The organism is Kitasatospora sp. NPDC101157, from assembly GCF_044768255.1.
In the GTDB taxonomy this organism is placed as follows: domain Bacteria; phylum Actinomycetota; class Actinomycetes; order Streptomycetales; family Streptomycetaceae; genus Kitasatospora.
In genome coordinates this window covers 523252-540195 of sequence record NZ_JBIWPL010000004.1, presented here as the reverse complement: position 1 = coordinate 540195, position 16944 = coordinate 523252, and the positions used below count along the sequence as shown (strand labels likewise).

The following is a 16944-nucleotide window of genomic DNA, read 5'->3' as shown; positions in this document are numbered from 1 at the left end:
ACCCGGGGCGGGCGGGCGAGCGACCGCCGCTACCGGCCGGCCCGCCTGGCCGCCTCCCGCCAGCGAGCGAACAGACCCCGGGGGCGCGCCGCCGCCGGGGCAGGAGCACGTACCGGCAAGGGTGCCGCGGCACCCGCCGGCGCGGCCGCGACCGACGCTGCCCGCTCCTCGGTCAACAGCACGAACAGCCGCGCCCAGCACAGCCGTTCGCCGCGCGGCCAGTCCAGCGCGCGCAGCGCCGCGGAGGCCGCCTCCGACACCTCGCCGCCCACCCGGACCTCGGCGACGTCGTCGCCCGCCTTCCCGCCCAGGAAGAGCTTCACCCCGACCGGCCCCGGCCCGGCCAGTTCCCGGCGCAGCGCGGGCGCCAGCGCGGGCAGCACCCGGTGCTCGGCGAGCCAGGCCGCCAGGTGCTCGTTGCCGAAGCCGAACACCGCCGCCGGCCCCTGCACGGCCCGCCAGCCCGGGAGTTCGGGCACGTGCGGGCGGTCGGCGTGCACCCCGCGCCCCTCCGCCAGCTCGACCAGCACCGAGGCGGTGGTGGTGGCCCACATCTTCACCGCGTTCGCGAGCTTCTCCTCCTCGGTCTTGCCGAGGCCGGCCGCGCAGTCCCACACCACCGGTGCGTCCGCCCGGCCCAGCTGCAGCACGAAGCCGAGGTCCACGTGCCCCGCGCCGCCGTCGTCCCCGGGGTGCTCGCGCACCGCGACCGCCGTGGTGCCCGGTCCGCGCACCACCTCGCCGTCCCGACGGAAGACCTGGCCCAGCCGCGCCATCTCCAGGACCACACAGCGCTGTATGACGGCCAGTCGCTCCTGCGGACGCACCGGGACTCCTCCACCTCGGGAGCGCGGCGCGTGAGGTCGCGCTCGAACTGCGCTCGAACGCCGCCGAGGCTATCGGCCCGACCGCCGTGCGGGAAACCGCGCGCGCAGTCCGAATCTCCGGTCGCGGAAATGTCCTGAATGCCCCACTTTGGGGAGCGGAAACCGAAGGCCGTCCGCCTGGAGAGCCCGCATGCCCCGCCCCGCCCCGGCACCCCGCCCCGCCCTGACCCTGCGCCCCGCCCCGACACCCGCTCCCGCCTTGCCGTTCGCCCCGGACGGGTCCGGCCTGGTCGCCGAGATCGAGGCCTACCTGGCCTCGCTGCCCGCCCCCGCCCGCACCCCCGGACCGTACGTCTGCCCGTACGGAAGCACCCCGATCCCCTGGCACGCCGGCCACCCGGCGCCCCGGGCCACCCTGCTCGACCGGGCGCTGCGCCGCCCCGCCCGGCCCGTCCCGGTCACCGCCGCCGACCACCTGCGGCTCGCCTCCCGCTACATCGGAGCCCACGGGTGGCTGCAGGGCGCGATGTGGGACGGCGCCGGCCGGGTCTGCCTGCTCGGCGCCCAGGCCGCCGTCCTGGCGTACGGCTACGGCACCCCGGCGACCGTGCGCACCGCGCGGGTCCAGCTGATGGAGGTGCTGCACGCCACCGGCCGCCCGGCGCGCTCCCCGGACGAGTACAACGACCGCCCCACCACCCGGGAGGGCGACGTGCACCAGCTGCTCGACCGGGCCGCCGCCCGGGCCGCCCGGCTCGGGCTCTGAGAACGACGGCGGCCCCGGTGCGCTGGGCGCACCGGGGCCGGCCTGTTCGGAGCGGGCGACGAGAATCGAACTCGCGTGACTAGTTTGGAAGACTAGGGCTCTACCATTGAGCTACGCCCGCGCGCGACCCCCAGCCGTGTCCGGCCGGAAGTTCGGGAGACAGCGTACCTGCTCCGGCCCCTCCCGTGCACACCGCATTTCCCGCGGCCCCTCCTGCGCGTGCCCCGAATAAGTCGGCGAGCCGTACAGGCCCGGCGTGTACGCTTCCTCTCGGCACCACGGGGTGTGGCGCAGTTTGGTAGCGCGTCCGCTTTGGGAGCGGAAGGCCGTCGGTTCGAATCCGGTCACCCCGACAGTGCGGCAGGGTCTCGCCCACCGGGGCGGGGCCCTGTTCTGTTGGGGCGGTACGGTGGCGTCTGGCGTCCGCCTTTCGTGGTACCGGTAGGATGGGGCGCTGGCGGTAGTCCCTGTGGCGTCCACCCAGGTCAACCGCACGAGGGCGAGGAGTCAAGCTCACCGTCCACCCACACGGGAGATGCAGCTCCAACCGCCCATCGCCCGTCTCGCCCGACCCATCCGTACCGGCCCCGGCCGAGGCGGGGGACGGGCGGAGGCAACCTGACCGCAAGCCCATAGGAGACCTAACCGTGAAGAGCGCCGTCGAGACTCTGAACCCGACCCGGGTTCGACTCACCGTCGAGGTGCCCTTCGAGGAGCTCAAGCCCAGCCTCGACGCGGCGTACAAGAAGATCAACCAGCAGGTCACGGTTCCGGGCTTCCGCAAGGGCAAGATCCCGGCTCGCGTCATCGACCAGCGCTTCGGCCGTGGTGCCGTGCTGGAGGAGGCCGTCAACGACGCCCTGCCGCGCTTCTACACGCAGGCCGTCGACGAGGGCAAGATCGAGGTCCTCGGCCAGCCCGACATCACCAACATCGAGGGTGTCGAGAAGATCGCCGACGGCGGTGACCTGAAGTTCACCGCCGAGGTGGACATCCGTCCCGAGATCACCCTGCCGGAGTTCTCCTCCATCGAGGTGACCGTCGACCCGATCGCCGTCTCCGACGAGGACATCGAGAAGTCGCTGGAGCAGCTGCGCGAGCGCTTCTCCTCGGTCAAGGACGTCGAGCGCGCCGCGGCCGCCGGTGACATCGTGGTCGTCGACCTCGTCGCCAAGGTCGACGGTGAGGTGCCGGAGGACGGCACCGCCACCGGCGTCAGCTACGAGATCGGCTCGGGCCGCCTCATCGACGGCATCGACGAGGCCGTGACCGGCCTGTCCGCCGGCGAGGAGAAGACCTTCGAGACCGAGCTCAAGGGTGGCACCCAGGCCGGCAAGACCTCCGAGGTCACCGTCACCGTCAAGGCCGTCCAGGAGAAGGAGCTGCCGGAGCTGGACGACGAGTTCGCCCAGCTGGCCAGCGAGTTCGACACCCTGGAGGACCTGCGCGCCGACTCCCGCAAGCGCCTGGAGCGCATGAAGGAGTACGACCAGGCCACCCAGGCCCAGGAGAAGGTCCTCGACGCCCTGCTCGCGCTGGTTGAGATCGAGTACCCCGAGAAGCTCCTGAAGGACGAGATCGAGACCCGCAAGCACAACGTCGAGCACCACCAGCTGGAGCCGATGGGCCTCAACCTCGACACCTACCTGGAGACCCAGGGCAAGACCCGCGAGGAGTGGGACGCGGAGATCGAGGAGCAGGCGAAGAAGGGCATCAAGACCCAGTTCGTCCTGGACCAGATCGTCGCCAACGAGGAGCTGGGTGTTAACCAGGAGGAGCTCACCGAGCACCTCATCCGCCGCGCCGCCGGCTCGGGCCTCACCCCGGACCAGTTCGCCCAGCAGGTCGTCCAGGGCGGCCAGGTTCCGCTGCTGGTCGGCGAGGTCGCCCGCGGCAAGGCGCTGGCCACCGTGGTCGAGGCCGCCAAGGTCGTCGACACCGAGGGCAACGAGATCAACTTCGACGACGACGAGGACGAGACGGCCGAGACCGTCGACGCCCCGGCCGAGGAGAAGGCCGAGGAGGGCACCGAGGCCTGAGTGCCCCGGTAGCCCCCTGAGGCGACACAGCGGGCCCGGACGCCGTACGGTGTCCGGGCCCGCCGTCGTCCCACCGCGCGCGGCGCGACCCTGCGCTCACAGCGAACAGTTCTGCGTGAGGGATTCTGCGGCCGGGCCTGCGCGTTAGGGTCCTTGGACAGCAACAATCACGACGTGATACCCGGAAGCTGTGCGACACCGTGAGAGCCGTGGAGCGGCCCTCCAAATCGACTGAGCAGGTGGCTAAGTGACGTTCCCGCAGATGCAGATGCCTGGCCCGATGGCGCCGCACGCCGCCGCTGGTGACGTGCTCGGCGGCCTTGGCGACCAGGTCTACAACCGGCTGCTCAACGAGCGGATCATCTTCCTCGGCCAGCAGGTCGACGACGACATCGCCAACAAGATCACCGCCCAGCTGCTGCTGCTGGCCGCGGACCCCGAGAAGGACATCTTCCTCTACATCAACTCCCCGGGTGGCTCGATCTCGGCGGGCATGGCGATCTACGACACCATGCAGTACATCAAGAACGACGTCGTCACCATCGCGATGGGCATGGCCGCCTCGATGGGCCAGTTCCTGCTGACCGCCGGCGCCAAGGGCAAGCGCTTCTCGCTGCCGAACGCCAACATCCTCATGCACCAGCCCTCCGCGGGCCTCGGCGGCTCCGCCACCGACATCCGCATCCAGGCGGAGCAGCTGCTCCGCACCAAGAAGCGGATGTCCGAGCTGATCGCCTTCCACAGCGGCCAGTCCTTCGAGCAGATCACCCGGGACTCCGACCGCGACCGCTGGTTCACCCCGGAGGAGGCCCTGGAGTACGGCCTCATCGACGCGATCATGCACAGCGCCGCGGACGTCCCCGGCGGCGGCGGCACGGGCGCCTGAGCCTCGGCCCGGCCCACGAGACCACAGCCACAACGCCCCGGAGGACAAGAACCCCCATGAACATCCCCAGCCTGTCGGCCGCCAAGGCCCGCGTCGAGGACATGCGCGCCGAGGGCCGCTACATCGTCCCGCGCTTCGTCGAGCGCACCACGCAGGGCATCCGCGAGTACGACCCGTACGCCAAGCTGTTCGAGGAGCGCATCATCTTCCTCGGCTCGCAGGTGGACGACGTCTCGGCGAACGACATCATGGCGCAGCTGCTGTGCCTGGAGTCGATGGACCCGGACCGCGAGATCCAGATGTACATCAACTCGCCCGGCGGCTCGTTCACGGCCCTGACGGCCATCTACGACACCATGCAGTACGTCAAGCCGGACATCACCACGGTCTGCATGGGCCAGGCGGCCTCCGCCGCGGCCGTGCTGCTCGCCGCCGGCACCCCCGGCAAGCGGATGGCGCTGCCGAACGCGCGCATCCTGATCCACCAGCCGTACACCGAGACCGGCCGCGGCCAGGTGTCCGACCTGGAGATCCAGGCCAAGGAGATCTTCCGGATGCGCGAGCAGCTGGAGGAGATGCTCTCCAAGCACTCCAACAAGTCGGTGGAGCAGGTGCGCGACGACATCGAGCGCGACAAGATCCTGACCGCCGAGGAGGCCGTCGAGTACGGCCTGGTCGACCAGATCATCTCCACCCGCAAGACCTCGCTGACCTCCTGAGGCCGGCACCGACGGGGCGGGGCGCGCACCCGGTTGCGCGCCCCGCCCCGGCCCGTCGGCGGGTTCTGTCACGGCATCTGTTCGGTATCAATTCGCCCAGGGCGTAGGGCAGACCCGGCGAAGAGGACGGAATAACGGGCCCGGCAGAGTACCGTCGGATAGCGAGACCGAGCGCCGTCGGCGCGGACGGTCCACAGCACCAGGCCCCGGAACCCCCGCGGGGCCCCTGGCGAAGGGGAAGCACCTCGTGGCACGCATCGGAGACGGTGGCGACCTGCTCAAGTGCTCGTTCTGCGGCAAGTCGCAGAAGCAGGTGAAGAAGCTGATCGCCGGCCCAGGCGTGTACATCTGCGACGAGTGCATCGACCTGTGCAACGAGATCATCGAGGAGGAACTCGCCGAGACCTCCGAGGTCCGCTTCGAGGAGCTCCCGAAGCCGCGTGAGATCTACGAGTTCCTGGACCAGTACGTGGTCGGCCAGGACCTCGCCAAGAAGGCGCTGTCGGTGGCCGTCTACAACCACTACAAGCGCGTCCAGGCGGGCGAGGCGGGGCGCAGCGGCGGCAACGGCCGCGAGGACGCCATCGAGCTGGCCAAGTCGAACATCCTGCTGCTGGGCCCCACCGGTTCCGGCAAGACGCTGCTGGCGCAGACCCTGGCCCGGATGCTGAACGTGCCGTTCGCGATCGCGGACGCCACCGCGCTGACCGAGGCCGGCTACGTCGGCGAGGACGTCGAGAACATCCTGCTCAAGCTGATCCAGGCGGCCGACTACGACGTCAAGAAGGCCGAGACCGGGATCATCTACATCGACGAGATCGACAAGGTCGCGCGCAAGAGCGAGAACCCGTCGATCACCCGCGACGTCTCCGGCGAGGGCGTGCAGCAGGCGCTGCTGAAGATCCTGGAGGGCACCACCGCCTCGGTGCCGCCGCAGGGCGGGCGCAAGCACCCGCACCAGGAGTTCATCCAGATCGACACCACCAACGTGCTGTTCATCGTCGGCGGCGCGTTCGCCGGCCTGGAGCGGATCATCGAGGGCCGCGCGGGTGCCAAGGGCATCGGCTTCGGCGCCAACATCCGTTCCAAGCGGGAGTCGGACGCCAGCGACCACTTCCGCCAGGTGATGCCCGAGGACCTGGTGAAGTTCGGCATGATCCCCGAGTTCATCGGCCGTCTGCCGGTGATCACCAGCGTGCACAACCTCGACCGCGAGGCGCTGCTGCAGATCCTCACCGAGCCGAAGAACGCGCTGGTCAAGCAGTACCGCAAGCTCTTCGAACTGGACGGCGTGGAGCTGGAGTTCTCCCGGGACGCGCTGGAGGCGATCGCCGACCAGGCGATCCTGCGCGGCACCGGCGCGCGCGGTCTGCGGGCCATCATGGAGGAGGTGCTGATGTCCGTGATGTACGAGGTCCCCTCGCGCCAGGACGTCGCGCGCGTGGTGGTCACCGGGGACGTCGTCTCCAAGCACGCTATCCCGACCCTGGTCCCGCGCGACATGATCAAGCGCGAGCGGCGCGACAAGAGCGCCTGACGCCCGCTGGACATACGGGAGGGGCCCCGCACCGGTGCGGGGCCCCTCCCGTACGTCGTGGGCGGCTGCCTACTTCGGCACCTCGGCCACCGCGCGCAGGTCGCGGGCGTCGGCGGCGAGCTTGTCCACGTCGGGCTGGGTGCCGTCGTCGGAGCCCTTCAGCACCATGACGACGCTGCTCTTGTCGGCCCAGGCGCAGAGGGCGAGCTTGCTCTCGCCGTCCTCGGAGGTGGCGCAGTCCATCTGGCCGCCCTTGGGACCCGGGTCGACCGAGTGGCGGCCGGTGACCGTGGCGCCGGCGCCGCTGAAGCCGCTGAACATCTGGTCCAGCTCCTGCTTGGGCAGCAGCACCTTGCCGTAGACGCCCACCGCGATCAGCTGGGGGTTGGAGTCGGAGTCCTGGTAGACCCCGGCGACGCCGGTGGGCTTCCAGTTGCCGTCGCCCTGGCCGATCTTCGAGGTGAGTTCGTCCTGGATCTTCCCGGTCACCGCCGGGTCGTCGTTGGCCTTGAGGTCCTTGAAGGTCGCCGGGAAGGCGATCTTCTGGGTGCCGGCGTTGCTGGTGGTGTCCCAGACGAAGTAGCCCAGGGCGCCGCCGACGATCACCAGCACGGCGGCGATGGTGCCGAGCACGATCCACAGGGTCCTGCGGGACTTGCGCGGCGGCACCGGCGCGTACCCGCCGTAGCCGGGGTAGGCCCCGGGCGCCGCCTCCGCGTAGCCCGGGTAGCCGCCGGCCTCGGGCGCGCCGGGCGCGGGGTAGCCGGGCGGCGGGGCCTGCGGCGGGACGGCGCCGTAGCCGGGTGCGGCCGGCGGCGTCGCCGGGTAGCCGGGCTGCGGCGGGGGCCCGTACGGGTTCTGGTCGGACATGCGAGGCCCTTTCTGGGACGTCACGCGTGGATGCCGCCGGAAGTTCCGGCGGTGTGGTGGTGCTGCGGCATGCCCCGGGTGCGGGCCCGGGCTACTTGGCGACCTTCATGGCGTCGCGGATGCTGCGGGTCTTCTCCGCGGCCTGGTCCGGGGTGAGGCCCTGGCCGCCGCCGGTGCTGTCCAGGCTGAAGTGGCTGAAGGTGACCCGGCCGTAGGTGGACTTGTCCGCCCACACGCAGACCGTCGGCCCGGGCTTGCCGATGATGCTGGTCACGCCACAGCTGAGCTTGCCGGCGGAGGCGTGGCCGTCCTGGGCGGGGTAGTCGGTCATCGGGGTGGACCAGGTCAGACCGCCGCTGTCCTGCTTGGAGTCGGCGATGATCTGGCCCGGGTCGTTGAGGCTCCCGTAGATGCCGATGACCGACAGGGAGTCCATGTTCTTGACGTCGGCGCCCTTGCTGTAGCTGGCGACCACCGCGTGCAGGTCCGTGCCGACCTTCGCGATGTCGGGCTTGCTCATGTCGGCGGCCTGCTCCTTCGCCGACTTCTGGACGTAGCCGTCCAGCAGCGTCTGCGGGGCGCTGAGCTTGTACTGGCCGCCGGAGTCGCTGCCGGCGAGGAACTTCCACGCGGCGAAACCGCCGCCGCCGAGCACCAGGGCGCCGATGACCAGGCCGATCACCACACCGCCCTTGCCCTTGCGCGGCGGCGCCGGGTAGCCCGGCTGGCCGTACGGGGCCTGCGGCGGCACGCCGTACTGGGGCTGCGGCTGGCCGTACGGCTGCTGCGGCGGGTAGCCGTACTGGGGCTGCGGCTGCCCGTACGGCTGCTGCGGCGGCGCGCCGTACGGCTGGCCCCCGTAGGGCTGTCCCTGCTGCGGATACTGCTGCTGTCCCTGGCCGTACATCAGTCCTCGTGCTCCCCCGCCGCGCCCGCGGCCGATCTGGTGGTTGCTGGTTCCGTGCACGTCCGGTCACCCGGACGAGTGCCCGGGCACGCTACCGCACGGCGCCCGTCCCGGCGGTGTTCGGGCAGGGGGAGTCCGCGGACCGAAAGCGGTTCGTAACCAGCGCCCCCGGTTACGTAAACTGTGCGTCGTGACCGACACGACGAACCAGCGCCCCGTGAGCACCACCGGGGACGATGCGGCAACCCTCCCGACGACCTACACCCCCGCGGACGTAGAGGGCGAGCTGTACGAGCGCTGGGTAGAGCGTGGCTACTTCACCGCGGACGCGAAGAGCGACAAGCCCGCCTACACGATCGTGATCCCCCCGCCGAACGTCACCGGCGTCCTGCACCTGGGCCACGCGTTCCAGCACACGCTGATGGACGCGCTGACCCGCCGCAAGCGCATGCAGGGCTTCGAGACGCTCTGGCTGCCCGGCATGGACCACGCCGGCATCGCCACCCAGAACAAGGTCGAGCAGCAGCTCGCCGAGGCCGGGCTGTCCCGGCACGACCTGGGCCGCGAGGCCTTCGTCGAGAAGGTCTGGGAGTGGAAGAAGAGCTACGGCGGCCGCATCCTCGGCCAGATGCGCCGCCTCGGTGACGGCGTGGACTGGTCGCGCGAGCGCTTCACCATGGACGAGGGTCTGTCCCACGCCGTCCAGACCATCTTCAAGCGCCTGTTCGACGACGGCCTGATCTACCGCGCCGAGCGCATCATCAACTGGTGCCCGCGCTGCCTCACCGCGCTGTCCGACATCGAGGTGGAGCACGAGGAGGTGCCCGGCGAGCTGGTCTCGATCCGCTACGGCGAGGGCGAGGACTCGATCGTCGTCGCCACCACCCGGGCCGAGACGATGCTGGGCGACACCGCCGTGGCCGTCCACCCGGAGGACGAGCGGTACAAGCACCTGGTCGGCCGGACCATCAAGCTTCCGCTGACCGACCGGGAGATCCCGGTCGTCGCGGACGAGCACGTCGACCCGGAGTTCGGCACCGGCGCCGTCAAGGTGACGCCCGCGCACGACCCGAACGACTTCGCCATCGGCCAGCGCCACAACCTGCCGAACCTGACCGTGATGGACGACCACGGCGCGATCACCGTGCACGGCCCCTTCCTCGGCATGGACCGGCTGGAGGCCCGCTCGGCCGTCGTCGGCGCGCTGCGCGAGCAGGGCCGGATCGTCGCCGAGAAGCGCCCGTACATGCACGCGGTCGGCCACTGCTCGCGCTGCCACACCGTGGTCGAGCCGCGCCTGTCGCTGCAGTGGTGGGTCAAGGTCGAGCCGCTGGCCAAGGCCGCCGGCGACGCCGTCCGCGACGGCAAGGTGGAGATCCACCCGAAGGAGCTGGAGCGCCGCTACTTCGACTGGGTCGACAACATGTACGACTGGTGCATCTCGCGCCAGCTCTGGTGGGGCCACCGGATCCCGGTCTGGTACGGCCCCGAGGGCGAGGTCGTCTGCGTCGGACCGGACGAGCAGCCGCCGGCCGGCGAGGGCTGGCACCAGGACCCGGACGTCCTGGACACCTGGTTCTCCTCCGGCCTGTGGCCGTTCTCCACGCTCGGCTGGCCGGAGAAGACCGCCGACCTGGAGAAGTTCTATCCGACCGACGTCCTGCTCACGGGCCACGACATCATCTTCTTCTGGGTCGCCCGGATGATGATGTTCGGTCTGTACGCGATGGATGGCGAGGCACCGTTCAAGACCGTCGCGCTGACCGGTCTGGTGCGCGACGAGTTCGGCAAGAAGATGTCGAAGTCCTCCGGCACCGCCGTGGACCCGCTGGACTGGATGGACGCCTACGGCGCCGACGCCGTCCGCTTCACCCTGGCCCGCGGCGCCAACCCGGGCGCCGACGTGCCGATCGGCGAGGACTGGGTCAAGGGCTCGCGCAACTTCTGCAACAAGATCTGGAACGCGACCCGCTTCGCGCTGATGAACGGCGCCACCGTCGAGGGCCCGCTGCCCGCGCCGGAGGAGCTGACCGCGGTCGACCGCTGGATCCTGTCGCGGCTGAACGCCACCGTCGCCGAGGTGGACGCGCTGTACGACGACTACGAGTTCGCCAAGGTCTCGGACGCGCTGTACCACTTCGCCTGGGACGAGGTCTTCGACTGGTACGTCGAGCTCTCCAAGACCACCCTGGCCAAGGGCGGCCCGCAGGCCGACGCCTCGCGCCGGGTGCTGGGCGAGGTCCTGGACGTCACCCTGCGGCTGCTGCACCCGGTCGTCCCGTTCGTCACCGAGGCGCTGTGGACGACGCTCACCGGCGCCGAGTCGCTGGTCGTCTCCGAGTGGCCCGAGGACAGCGGCTACCGTGACGCCGCCGCCGAGGCCGAGATCGCCACGCTGCAGCAGGTGGTCACCGAGGTCCGCCGGTTCCGTTCGGACCAGGGCCTGCAGCCCGCGCAGCGCGTCCCGGCCCAGCTGGAGCTGGCCGGCACCGTGCTGGACGTCCACGAGGACGCGATCCGCTCGCTGCTGCGGCTGACCGTGTCCGAGGAGGGCTTCGCGGCCACCGCCTCGCTGCCGGTCGCCGGTGCCACCGTCTCGCTGGACCTCTCCGGCACCATCGACGTCGCGGCGGAGCGCAAGCGCCTCGCCAAGGACCTCGCGGCCGCCGAGAAGGAGAAGGCCCAGACCACCGCCAAGCTCGGCAACGAGGCCTTCCTGGCCAAGGCGCCGGACGAGGTGGTCGCCAAGATCCGGACCCGCCAGGAGGCCGCCGAGGCCGACATCGCCCGGATCACCGCCCAGCTCGCGGCCCTGCCGCAGGGCTGAGCCGCCCGCAGCCCGAGAAGGGCCGCACCCCGCGACGCGCGGGGTGCGGCCCTTCGGGTTTTCCGGCGGGCGCGCCGGGGCCGCCCTCTTCCTGCGACTAATAGGGAAGCTGCTACGCCTAATAGAGCAGCAACATTGCTCCCTTCCGGCGAATATTCATCCTGGACCGGGTGAGGTCCTTTTCCGAGCGAATTGATTCCGGTCTTGCCCGCGCGCGTTCGCGGAAGTTTCCAGGTCGGATGTGTACGGTGTGCACGGAGTTTCCGAAGGCGATTCCGCTGAGCTTCCTGCTGAGCGACGGACGGGAGGGCATGGCGTGGTGGTGACCGAGGAGTTGGCCCAGGAACTGCCTGCCGAGGCGGTCGAGGAGGCCAAGGCCAGGGCGGCGACGCTGCTGCTCGCCTTCCGGCACGGGAACCAGCTCGCTTTCGACCACGAGCTGGACCTGCTGCTGGCGGAGAACGTCGAGCGGGAGGTGACCACCCTGCTCACCTGGATCGCCGCCGAGGCCGTCCGCAAGGCGTACGCCCCCGAGGTCGGCGACCGGGTGCTGCGGGCGATGGCCCGCCGGGCCCCGCAGGACAGCGCGGCGGTCCAGGTGGACGAGGAGACCGCGAACGCGGCCCAGCTGATCGAGGCGGTGGCGGGCGGCCGGGTGAACGAGGTCCGCGGCCTGGTCACCGCGACGGCGGACACCACCTACCTGCTCGGCGGCCTGCTGCAGGGCGTCGCGATGATGCTGCCGCTGCTGCCCGAGGGCGAACTGGCCGAGATCACCGCCGAGTTGCGCCGCCGGCACGGCGGCGCCGCGCACGTCCCGGAGGCCCGCGCCGGGGTCTGATCCCTGCACCCGGCCCCCGGACGGCCTATGCGGCCAGCGGCACCACGGGCTCCTCGCCGTGCTCGGCCAGCGCGGCGGTCAGCGCGGCGATCCGGGCCGAGGCCAGGCCGTCGCCGTACGGGCTCGGGGCGGCGGCCAGCCGGGCCAGCCGCTGCGGAGTGTCGGACAGCCAGGCGCGGGCCAGCTCGCCCAGCTCCGCGCCGGGCCGCACCAGGGCGGCGAAGCCGGCCGCCACGGCCTCCGGTCGCTCGGTGGAGCGGCGCACCACCAGCAGTGGACGGCCGAGCACGGTGCACTCCTCCTGCACGCCGCCGGAGTCGGAGACCAGCAGCGCGGCGTGGCGCGCCAGGCCCAGGAAGTCGCCGTAGCCGACCGGTCCGGTGACGGCCAGGCGCTCCAGCAGGCCGTCCAGCCCGAAGCGCTCGACGGCGGCCCGGGTGCGCGGGTGCATCGGGAACAGCACCGGGGTGCCGGCCCGGGCGATCCGGTCCAGTTCGGCGAGCACGGCGCCGAGCGCCTCGGCGGTGTCGGTGTTCTCCGGGCGGTGCACGGTGGCCAGCACGTACCCGTCGGGGCGCAGCCCGCGCGCGGCGAGCAGCGCGGCGCGGGCGGCCCGGTCCGGCAGCTGACGGCGGACCACCTCGACCACGGTGTTGCCGGTGAGTTCGATCCGCCCCCGGTCCAGGGACTCGGCGCGCAGGTTGGCGACGTTCTCCCCGGTGGCGGCGCAGAGCAGGTCGGAGACGTGGTCGACCATCACCCGGTTGTGCTCCTCGGGCATGGCCCGGTCGTAGCTGCGCAGCCCGGCCTCGACGTGCACCAGCGGGATCTGCCGGGCGTTGGCGGCCAGCGCCCCGGCGAGGGTGGCGTTGGTGTCGCCCTGGACGACCACGGCGGCGGGGCGGTCCTCGGCGAAGGCGGCGTCCAGCTGACCGAGGGACTGCGCGATCTGCCCGGCCCGGGGACGGCCGCCGACGCCGGTGAGCAGTTCCGGCCGGGGCAGGTCGAGGTCGCGCAGGAAGCGGCCGGACATCGCCTCGTCCCAGTGCTGGCCGGTGTGCACCAGCCGGGTGGCGTCGCCGAGTTCGTGGATCAGCGGGGCGAGCTTGACCAGTTCGGGGCGGGTGCCGAGAACGACGGCGACGCTGTTGGGGGGCAGGCAGGTGCTCATGGGGGCTCCGGGTGGGACGTGGGGGAGGGGCGCGGTGGGGGCGGCTCAGGATTCGAGCGCGGTGGGGGCGCCGACGGCGACCTTCTCGGCGTTGCGCCGGGTCTTGGCCCAGCCGTTGCGGCCGAGCAGCATCCGGACGGCGGCCCGGGCGGCGACCACGAAGAGGTGGTAGGCGTAGAGCCAGACCAGGACGCCCCAGAGCAGCCCGGTGAGCCGGCGCCGGTCCGGGTGGACGGTCCGGCGGTAGGCGAGGCCCCAGAACACCATCGGCAGGGTGGCGAGCACGAAGGCGAGCAGCATCCACGGGCCGTAGCGGAGCTGGAACTCGGCGGTCTCGGCGGGGAAGAGCACCAGTCCGGCGGCGGTGATGGCGAGCGAGAGCGGGAAGAGCAGCACCAGCAGCACGCAGACCACGGGCTGGAGGAAGGTGTAGAGCACCTCGGCCTTGCCGGACGCGGTGTAGTGCGGGGAGCGCAGCACCCGGCCGGTGTAGCGCAGGCACTGCATGTTGCCCTGGGCCCAGCGGGTGCGCTGGGTGAGGAAGCGGCGCAGCGAGATCAGGCCCTCCTGGGAGACCTGGGCCTCGGTCACGTGGGTGAGCCGCCAGCCGGCCAGGCGCAGGTCGAGGCCGGACTCGTAGTCCTCCAGCAGGGCGCGCTCGGGCCAGGGGCGGCCGGCCCGGCCCTCCTCGGCGGTGAGCGAGTCGAGGGCGGTGAGCCGTACGAACTGGCCGTTGCCGCCGAGGCCGACGCTGCCGGTGCGGCGGCGCAGCAGTTGCATGCCGGCGTTGTTGGCCTGGAACTCGACGTCCTGCATCCGGACCAGGGCGCGGGCGAGGGCGTTGGCGGTGCGGCCGCGGCCGGGCAGCGGGCGTTCGTCGTCGGCGTTGCGCATCCGCACGCCGATCTGGACGGCGCCGGTGTCGGGGCGGCCGAGGGCCTTGGGGTTGCAGACCTGGCCGAGGGTGCCGGGGTCGAGCTGTCCGTCGGCGTCGACGACGCCGATCACCACGCGGGAGCGGTCGGTGGACTCGGGCAGCCGGGCGGAGATCTCGCGGTAGGCGGCGTTGAGCGCGGCGCCCTTGCCGATCCGGGCGTGCGGGCGGCGGCGCTGGACGAGGTGGATCCGGGGGTCGCGGGAGGCGGCGGCGAGGACGAGTTCGCGGGTGGCGTCCTCGCTGTCGTCGTCGATCACCCACAGGTGGGCCTCGGGTGCGGTGGCCCGCAGGCCGTCCAGGGTCTGGGTGACCACGGCCTCCTCGTCGCGGCAGGGGATGACCAGGTGCCACTGGAAGGCGGAGGGGTCGCCGGGCTCGGCGGGCCGGTTGCGCCGGAAGGCGTGGCGGGAGCCGGCCCAGTACACGAGGAAGCGTCCGAAGACGAAGGCCATGTAGCCGACGAGCGCCAGGGAGATCAGTCCGGCGAACCAGACGACGGCGTCCTGGCGGAGCACGAACCAGTCGTGCAGGGCGTCGGGCATGGCGCAGTGCTCCTCATCATCAGCGAGGCCTCATGATCAAAGGCGGTCAGCTCCTGGAAGTTGCGAATCGATGCCTCATTGCCGTCAAAACTCGCAGAATCAATAGTAAGGGGAGCAAACTGGGGCCTTGGGGGAAAGCCGGGGCAAAGTGGCCGTTCTCACCCCGGCGTGCGTCGTGTTCGCGCCATGACACTCACCCTGTGGGGGCGGGCCGCCGCCGCTCCGTAGACTGTGGTCGTGAGCGACAAGGCCGACCCGAATCCGTACACCCTCCGCCCCGCCGACGGCGACACCGGCGACGCCCTGCGCGAGGTCGAACTCGAACTCTCCAAGCGCTGGCCGGAGAACAAGCTGGAGCCCTCGCTCGACCGGATCGAGGCGCTGATGGACATCCTGGGCCAGCCCCAGCGGGCCTTCCCGTCCATCCACATCACCGGCACCAACGGCAAGACCTCCACCGCCCGGATGATCGAGCAGCTGCTCAACACCTTCGAGTTGCGCACCGGCCGCTACACCAGCCCGCACGTGGAGACCGTCACCGAGCGGATCAGCCTGGACGGCGCGCCGATCAGCCCCGAGCGCTTCGTCGAGGTCTACCGCGACATCGAGCCCTACGTGCAGATGGTCGACGCCGCCCAGCCGGTGCCGATGTCCTTCTTCGAGGTGCTCACCGGCATGGCCTACGCGGCCTTCGCCGACGCCCCGGTGGACGTCGCGGTGGTCGAGGTCGGCATGGGCGGCAGCTGGGACGCCACCAACGTCATCGACGCCGCCGTCGCCGTGATCACCCCGATCGGGCTGGACCACACCGACAAGCTCGGCGGGACCACCGGCGAGATCGCGGTCGAGAAGTCCGGGATCATCAAGTCCGGCGCCGTCGCCGTGGTCGCCCAGCAGCAGCTGGACGCCGCCCAGAACATCCTGCGCCGGGCCGTCGAGGTGGACGCCACCGTCGCCCGCGAGGGCATGGAGTTCGGCGTGATGCGCCGTGAGCTCGCCATCGGCGGCCAGCTGGTGACGCTGCGCGGGCTCGGCGGCGAGGAGTACGAGGACGTCTTCATCCCGCTGCACGGCGAGCACCAGGCGCACAACGCGGCGCTGGCGCTGGCCGCGGTCGAGGCCTTCTTCGGCGTCGGCGGCGCCCGCGGCGGCCAGCTGGACGTCGACAAGGTCCGCCAGGCCTTCTCCGGCGTCTCCTCGCCGGGCCGCCTGGAGGTCGTCCGCCGCAGCCCCACGATCATCCTGGACGCCGCGCACAACCCGCACGGCGCCCGGGCCACCGTCGCCGCGATCTCCGAGTCCTTCGGCTTCACCCGCCTGGTCGGCGTGATCGGCACCTCCGGGGACAAGGACGTGGCCGGCGTGCTGGAGGCCTTCGAGCCGATCCTGGCCGAGGTCGTCATCACCCAGAACTCCACCCACCGCGCGATGGACGTGGACGCGCTCGCGGCCCTGGCCGTGGAGGTCTTCGGCGAGGACCGGGTCCAGGTCGAGCCCCGGCTCGACGACGCCATCGCCGCCGCCGTCACCCTGGCCGAGGAGGAGGGCGACCTCGGCGGCGCCGGGGTGCTGGTCACCGGTTCGGTCATCACGGTGGGCGAGGCCCGCCTGCTGCTCGGGAGGAAGTGACATGAGGACGCTCTGCTCCTCGACGCTGATCGGCGAGGCGCTGCTGATCATGTTCGCGGCGCTGGTCGCGATGCAGCTCTCCAGCGTCTCGACGGCCACGGTGTGGATCGTCAGCGGCATCGCGATGGCGCTGTGCGTCGCGCTCTGCGGCATGATCAACCGCCCCGGCGCGGTGCAGATCGGCTGGGCGCTGCAGATCGGACTGGTCGCCAGCGGCTTCGTGCTGCCGACCATGTTCGGGCTCGGCGTGGTCTTCGCCGGCCTGTGGTGGTGCTCGGTGCACTACGGCCGCAAGGTCGACGAGTTCAAGGCCGCCCGGGCGGCCGCCGAGGCCCGGGCCCAGGCCGCCTGACGGCCCGGCCGGCCGGCCGCCGGGACCGCGGAACCGACCGGTCGTTCACGCAAGGTAACCTCTGCCCCATACCGCACGCCGTACCGAATACCCA

14 protein-coding genes and 2 tRNA genes are annotated in these 16944 nt (G+C 71.5%); 10 read left to right on the top strand and 6 right to left on the bottom strand.

The genetic code is table 11. The features are described 5' to 3' along the window. Window positions 1–29 precede the first annotated feature (29 nt). Window positions 30–827 (bottom strand): DUF6348 family protein, encoded by a 798-nt coding sequence (locus ACIRVF_RS12350; protein WP_402816234.1) that lies wholly within the window; start codon window positions 825–827, stop codon window positions 30–32. A 190-nt stretch (window positions 828–1017) separates the two neighbouring features. On the opposite strand from ACIRVF_RS12350, the gene ACIRVF_RS12345 reads away from it, so the two are divergent. Then, window positions 1018–1593, top strand: a complete 576-nt coding sequence (locus ACIRVF_RS12345) for a hypothetical protein (protein ID WP_402816233.1) — start codon at window positions 1018–1020, stop codon at window positions 1591–1593. 50 nt (window positions 1594–1643) lie between these two features. On the opposite strand, the gene ACIRVF_RS12340 is transcribed toward ACIRVF_RS12345, so the two are convergent. Next, a tRNA-Gly gene (locus ACIRVF_RS12340) sits at window positions 1644–1714 on the bottom strand. A 158-nt stretch (window positions 1715–1872) separates the two neighbouring features. Here ACIRVF_RS12340 and ACIRVF_RS12335 point away from each other — a divergent pair. The 5 genes from ACIRVF_RS12335 (at window position 1873) to clpX (ending at window position 6774) form a co-directional block, all read left to right on the top strand. After that, window positions 1873–1946 (top strand) — tRNA-Pro (locus tag ACIRVF_RS12335). 294 nt (window positions 1947–2240) lie between these two features. Beyond that, window positions 2241–3632 carry a trigger factor gene (gene tig, locus ACIRVF_RS12330; RefSeq protein WP_402816232.1) on the top strand — a complete coding sequence of 464 codons (1392 nt, stop codon included), beginning with the start codon at window positions 2241–2243 and terminating at the stop codon, window positions 3630–3632. A 268-nt stretch (window positions 3633–3900) separates the two neighbouring features. Continuing rightward, complete coding sequence (locus ACIRVF_RS12325; RefSeq protein WP_046386806.1) at window positions 3901–4518, top strand: ATP-dependent Clp protease proteolytic subunit; 618 nt, start codon at window positions 3901–3903, stop codon at window positions 4516–4518. A gap of 56 nt (window positions 4519–4574) precedes the next feature. Further along, the gene (locus tag ACIRVF_RS12320; protein ID WP_030283759.1) at window positions 4575–5237 is read left to right on the top strand and encodes an ATP-dependent Clp protease proteolytic subunit; all 663 of its coding nucleotides are present in this window, start codon (window positions 4575–4577) and stop codon (window positions 5235–5237) included. A 247-nt stretch (window positions 5238–5484) separates the two neighbouring features. Next, window positions 5485–6774, top strand: a complete 1290-nt coding sequence (gene clpX, locus ACIRVF_RS12315) for an ATP-dependent Clp protease ATP-binding subunit ClpX (RefSeq protein ID WP_030283761.1) — start codon at window positions 5485–5487, stop codon at window positions 6772–6774. 69 nt (window positions 6775–6843) lie between these two features. Here the strand turns inward: clpX and ACIRVF_RS12310 are convergent, their stop codons facing one another. Continuing rightward, complete coding sequence (locus tag ACIRVF_RS12310) at window positions 6844–7644, bottom strand: hypothetical protein (protein WP_402816231.1); 801 nt, start codon at window positions 7642–7644, stop codon at window positions 6844–6846. A 91-nt stretch (window positions 7645–7735) separates the two neighbouring features. Then, a complete protein-coding gene (locus tag ACIRVF_RS12305; protein ID WP_402816230.1) occupies window positions 7736–8611 on the bottom strand; it encodes a hypothetical protein in 876 nt (291 codons plus the stop codon). A gap of 130 nt (window positions 8612–8741) precedes the next feature. Here ACIRVF_RS12305 and ACIRVF_RS12300 point away from each other — a divergent pair, with 130 nt between their 5' ends. Further along, a complete protein-coding gene (locus ACIRVF_RS12300; RefSeq protein ID WP_402816229.1) occupies window positions 8742–11378 on the top strand; it encodes a valine--tRNA ligase in 2637 nt (878 codons plus the stop codon). 316 nt (window positions 11379–11694) lie between these two features. Beyond that, window positions 11695–12219: a hypothetical protein gene (locus tag ACIRVF_RS12295; RefSeq protein ID WP_402816228.1), complete on the top strand. Its 525-nt coding sequence runs from the start codon at window positions 11695–11697 to the stop codon at window positions 12217–12219. A gap of 25 nt (window positions 12220–12244) precedes the next feature. Here ACIRVF_RS12295 and wecB read toward each other — a convergent pair whose 3' ends face one another. Then, window positions 12245–13390, bottom strand: a complete 1146-nt coding sequence (wecB, locus tag ACIRVF_RS12290) for a non-hydrolyzing UDP-N-acetylglucosamine 2-epimerase (protein ID WP_402816227.1) — start codon at window positions 13388–13390, stop codon at window positions 12245–12247. A gap of 45 nt (window positions 13391–13435) precedes the next feature. After that, window positions 13436–14869, bottom strand: coding sequence for a glycosyltransferase (locus ACIRVF_RS12285; protein WP_402816226.1), 1434 nt, complete (start codon window positions 14867–14869; stop codon window positions 13436–13438). A 237-nt stretch (window positions 14870–15106) separates the two neighbouring features. Here ACIRVF_RS12285 and ACIRVF_RS12280 point away from each other — a divergent pair, with 237 nt between their 5' ends. Both ACIRVF_RS12280 and ACIRVF_RS12275 read left to right on the top strand, forming a co-directional pair. Further along, window positions 15107–16498, top strand: coding sequence for a bifunctional folylpolyglutamate synthase/dihydrofolate synthase (locus ACIRVF_RS12280; RefSeq protein ID WP_402816225.1), 1392 nt, complete (start codon window positions 15107–15109; stop codon window positions 16496–16498). Between the two features lies 1 nt (window position 16499). Next, entirely contained in the window at window positions 16500–16850 is a 351-nt protein-coding gene (locus ACIRVF_RS12275; RefSeq protein ID WP_402816224.1) for a DUF4233 domain-containing protein, read from the top strand. Window positions 16851–16944: the final 94 nt, after the last annotated feature.

What these genes read in the sequence shown, in the direction of transcription:
- ACIRVF_RS12345 (WP_402816233.1), top strand. Translation starts at nt 1,018, where the DNA reads ATGCCCCGCCCCGCCCCGGCACCCCGCCCCGCCCTGACCCTGCGCCCC.
- ACIRVF_RS12325 (WP_046386806.1), top strand. Translation starts at nt 3,901, where the DNA reads ATGCCTGGCCCGATGGCGCCGCACGCCGCCGCTGGTGACGTGCTCGGC.
- ACIRVF_RS12320 (WP_030283759.1), top strand. Translation starts at nt 4,575, where the DNA reads ATGAACATCCCCAGCCTGTCGGCCGCCAAGGCCCGCGTCGAGGACATG.
- ACIRVF_RS12310 (WP_402816231.1), bottom strand. Translation starts at nt 7,644, where the DNA reads ATGTCCGACCAGAACCCGTACGGGCCCCCGCCGCAGCCCGGCTACCCG.
- wecB (WP_402816227.1), bottom strand. Translation starts at nt 13,390, where the DNA reads ATGAGCACCTGCCTGCCCCCCAACAGCGTCGCCGTCGTTCTCGGCACC.
- ACIRVF_RS12285 (WP_402816226.1), bottom strand. Translation starts at nt 14,869, where the DNA reads ATGCCCGACGCCCTGCACGACTGGTTCGTGCTCCGCCAGGACGCCGTC.
- ACIRVF_RS12275 (WP_402816224.1), top strand. Translation starts at nt 16,500, where the DNA reads ATGAGGACGCTCTGCTCCTCGACGCTGATCGGCGAGGCGCTGCTGATC.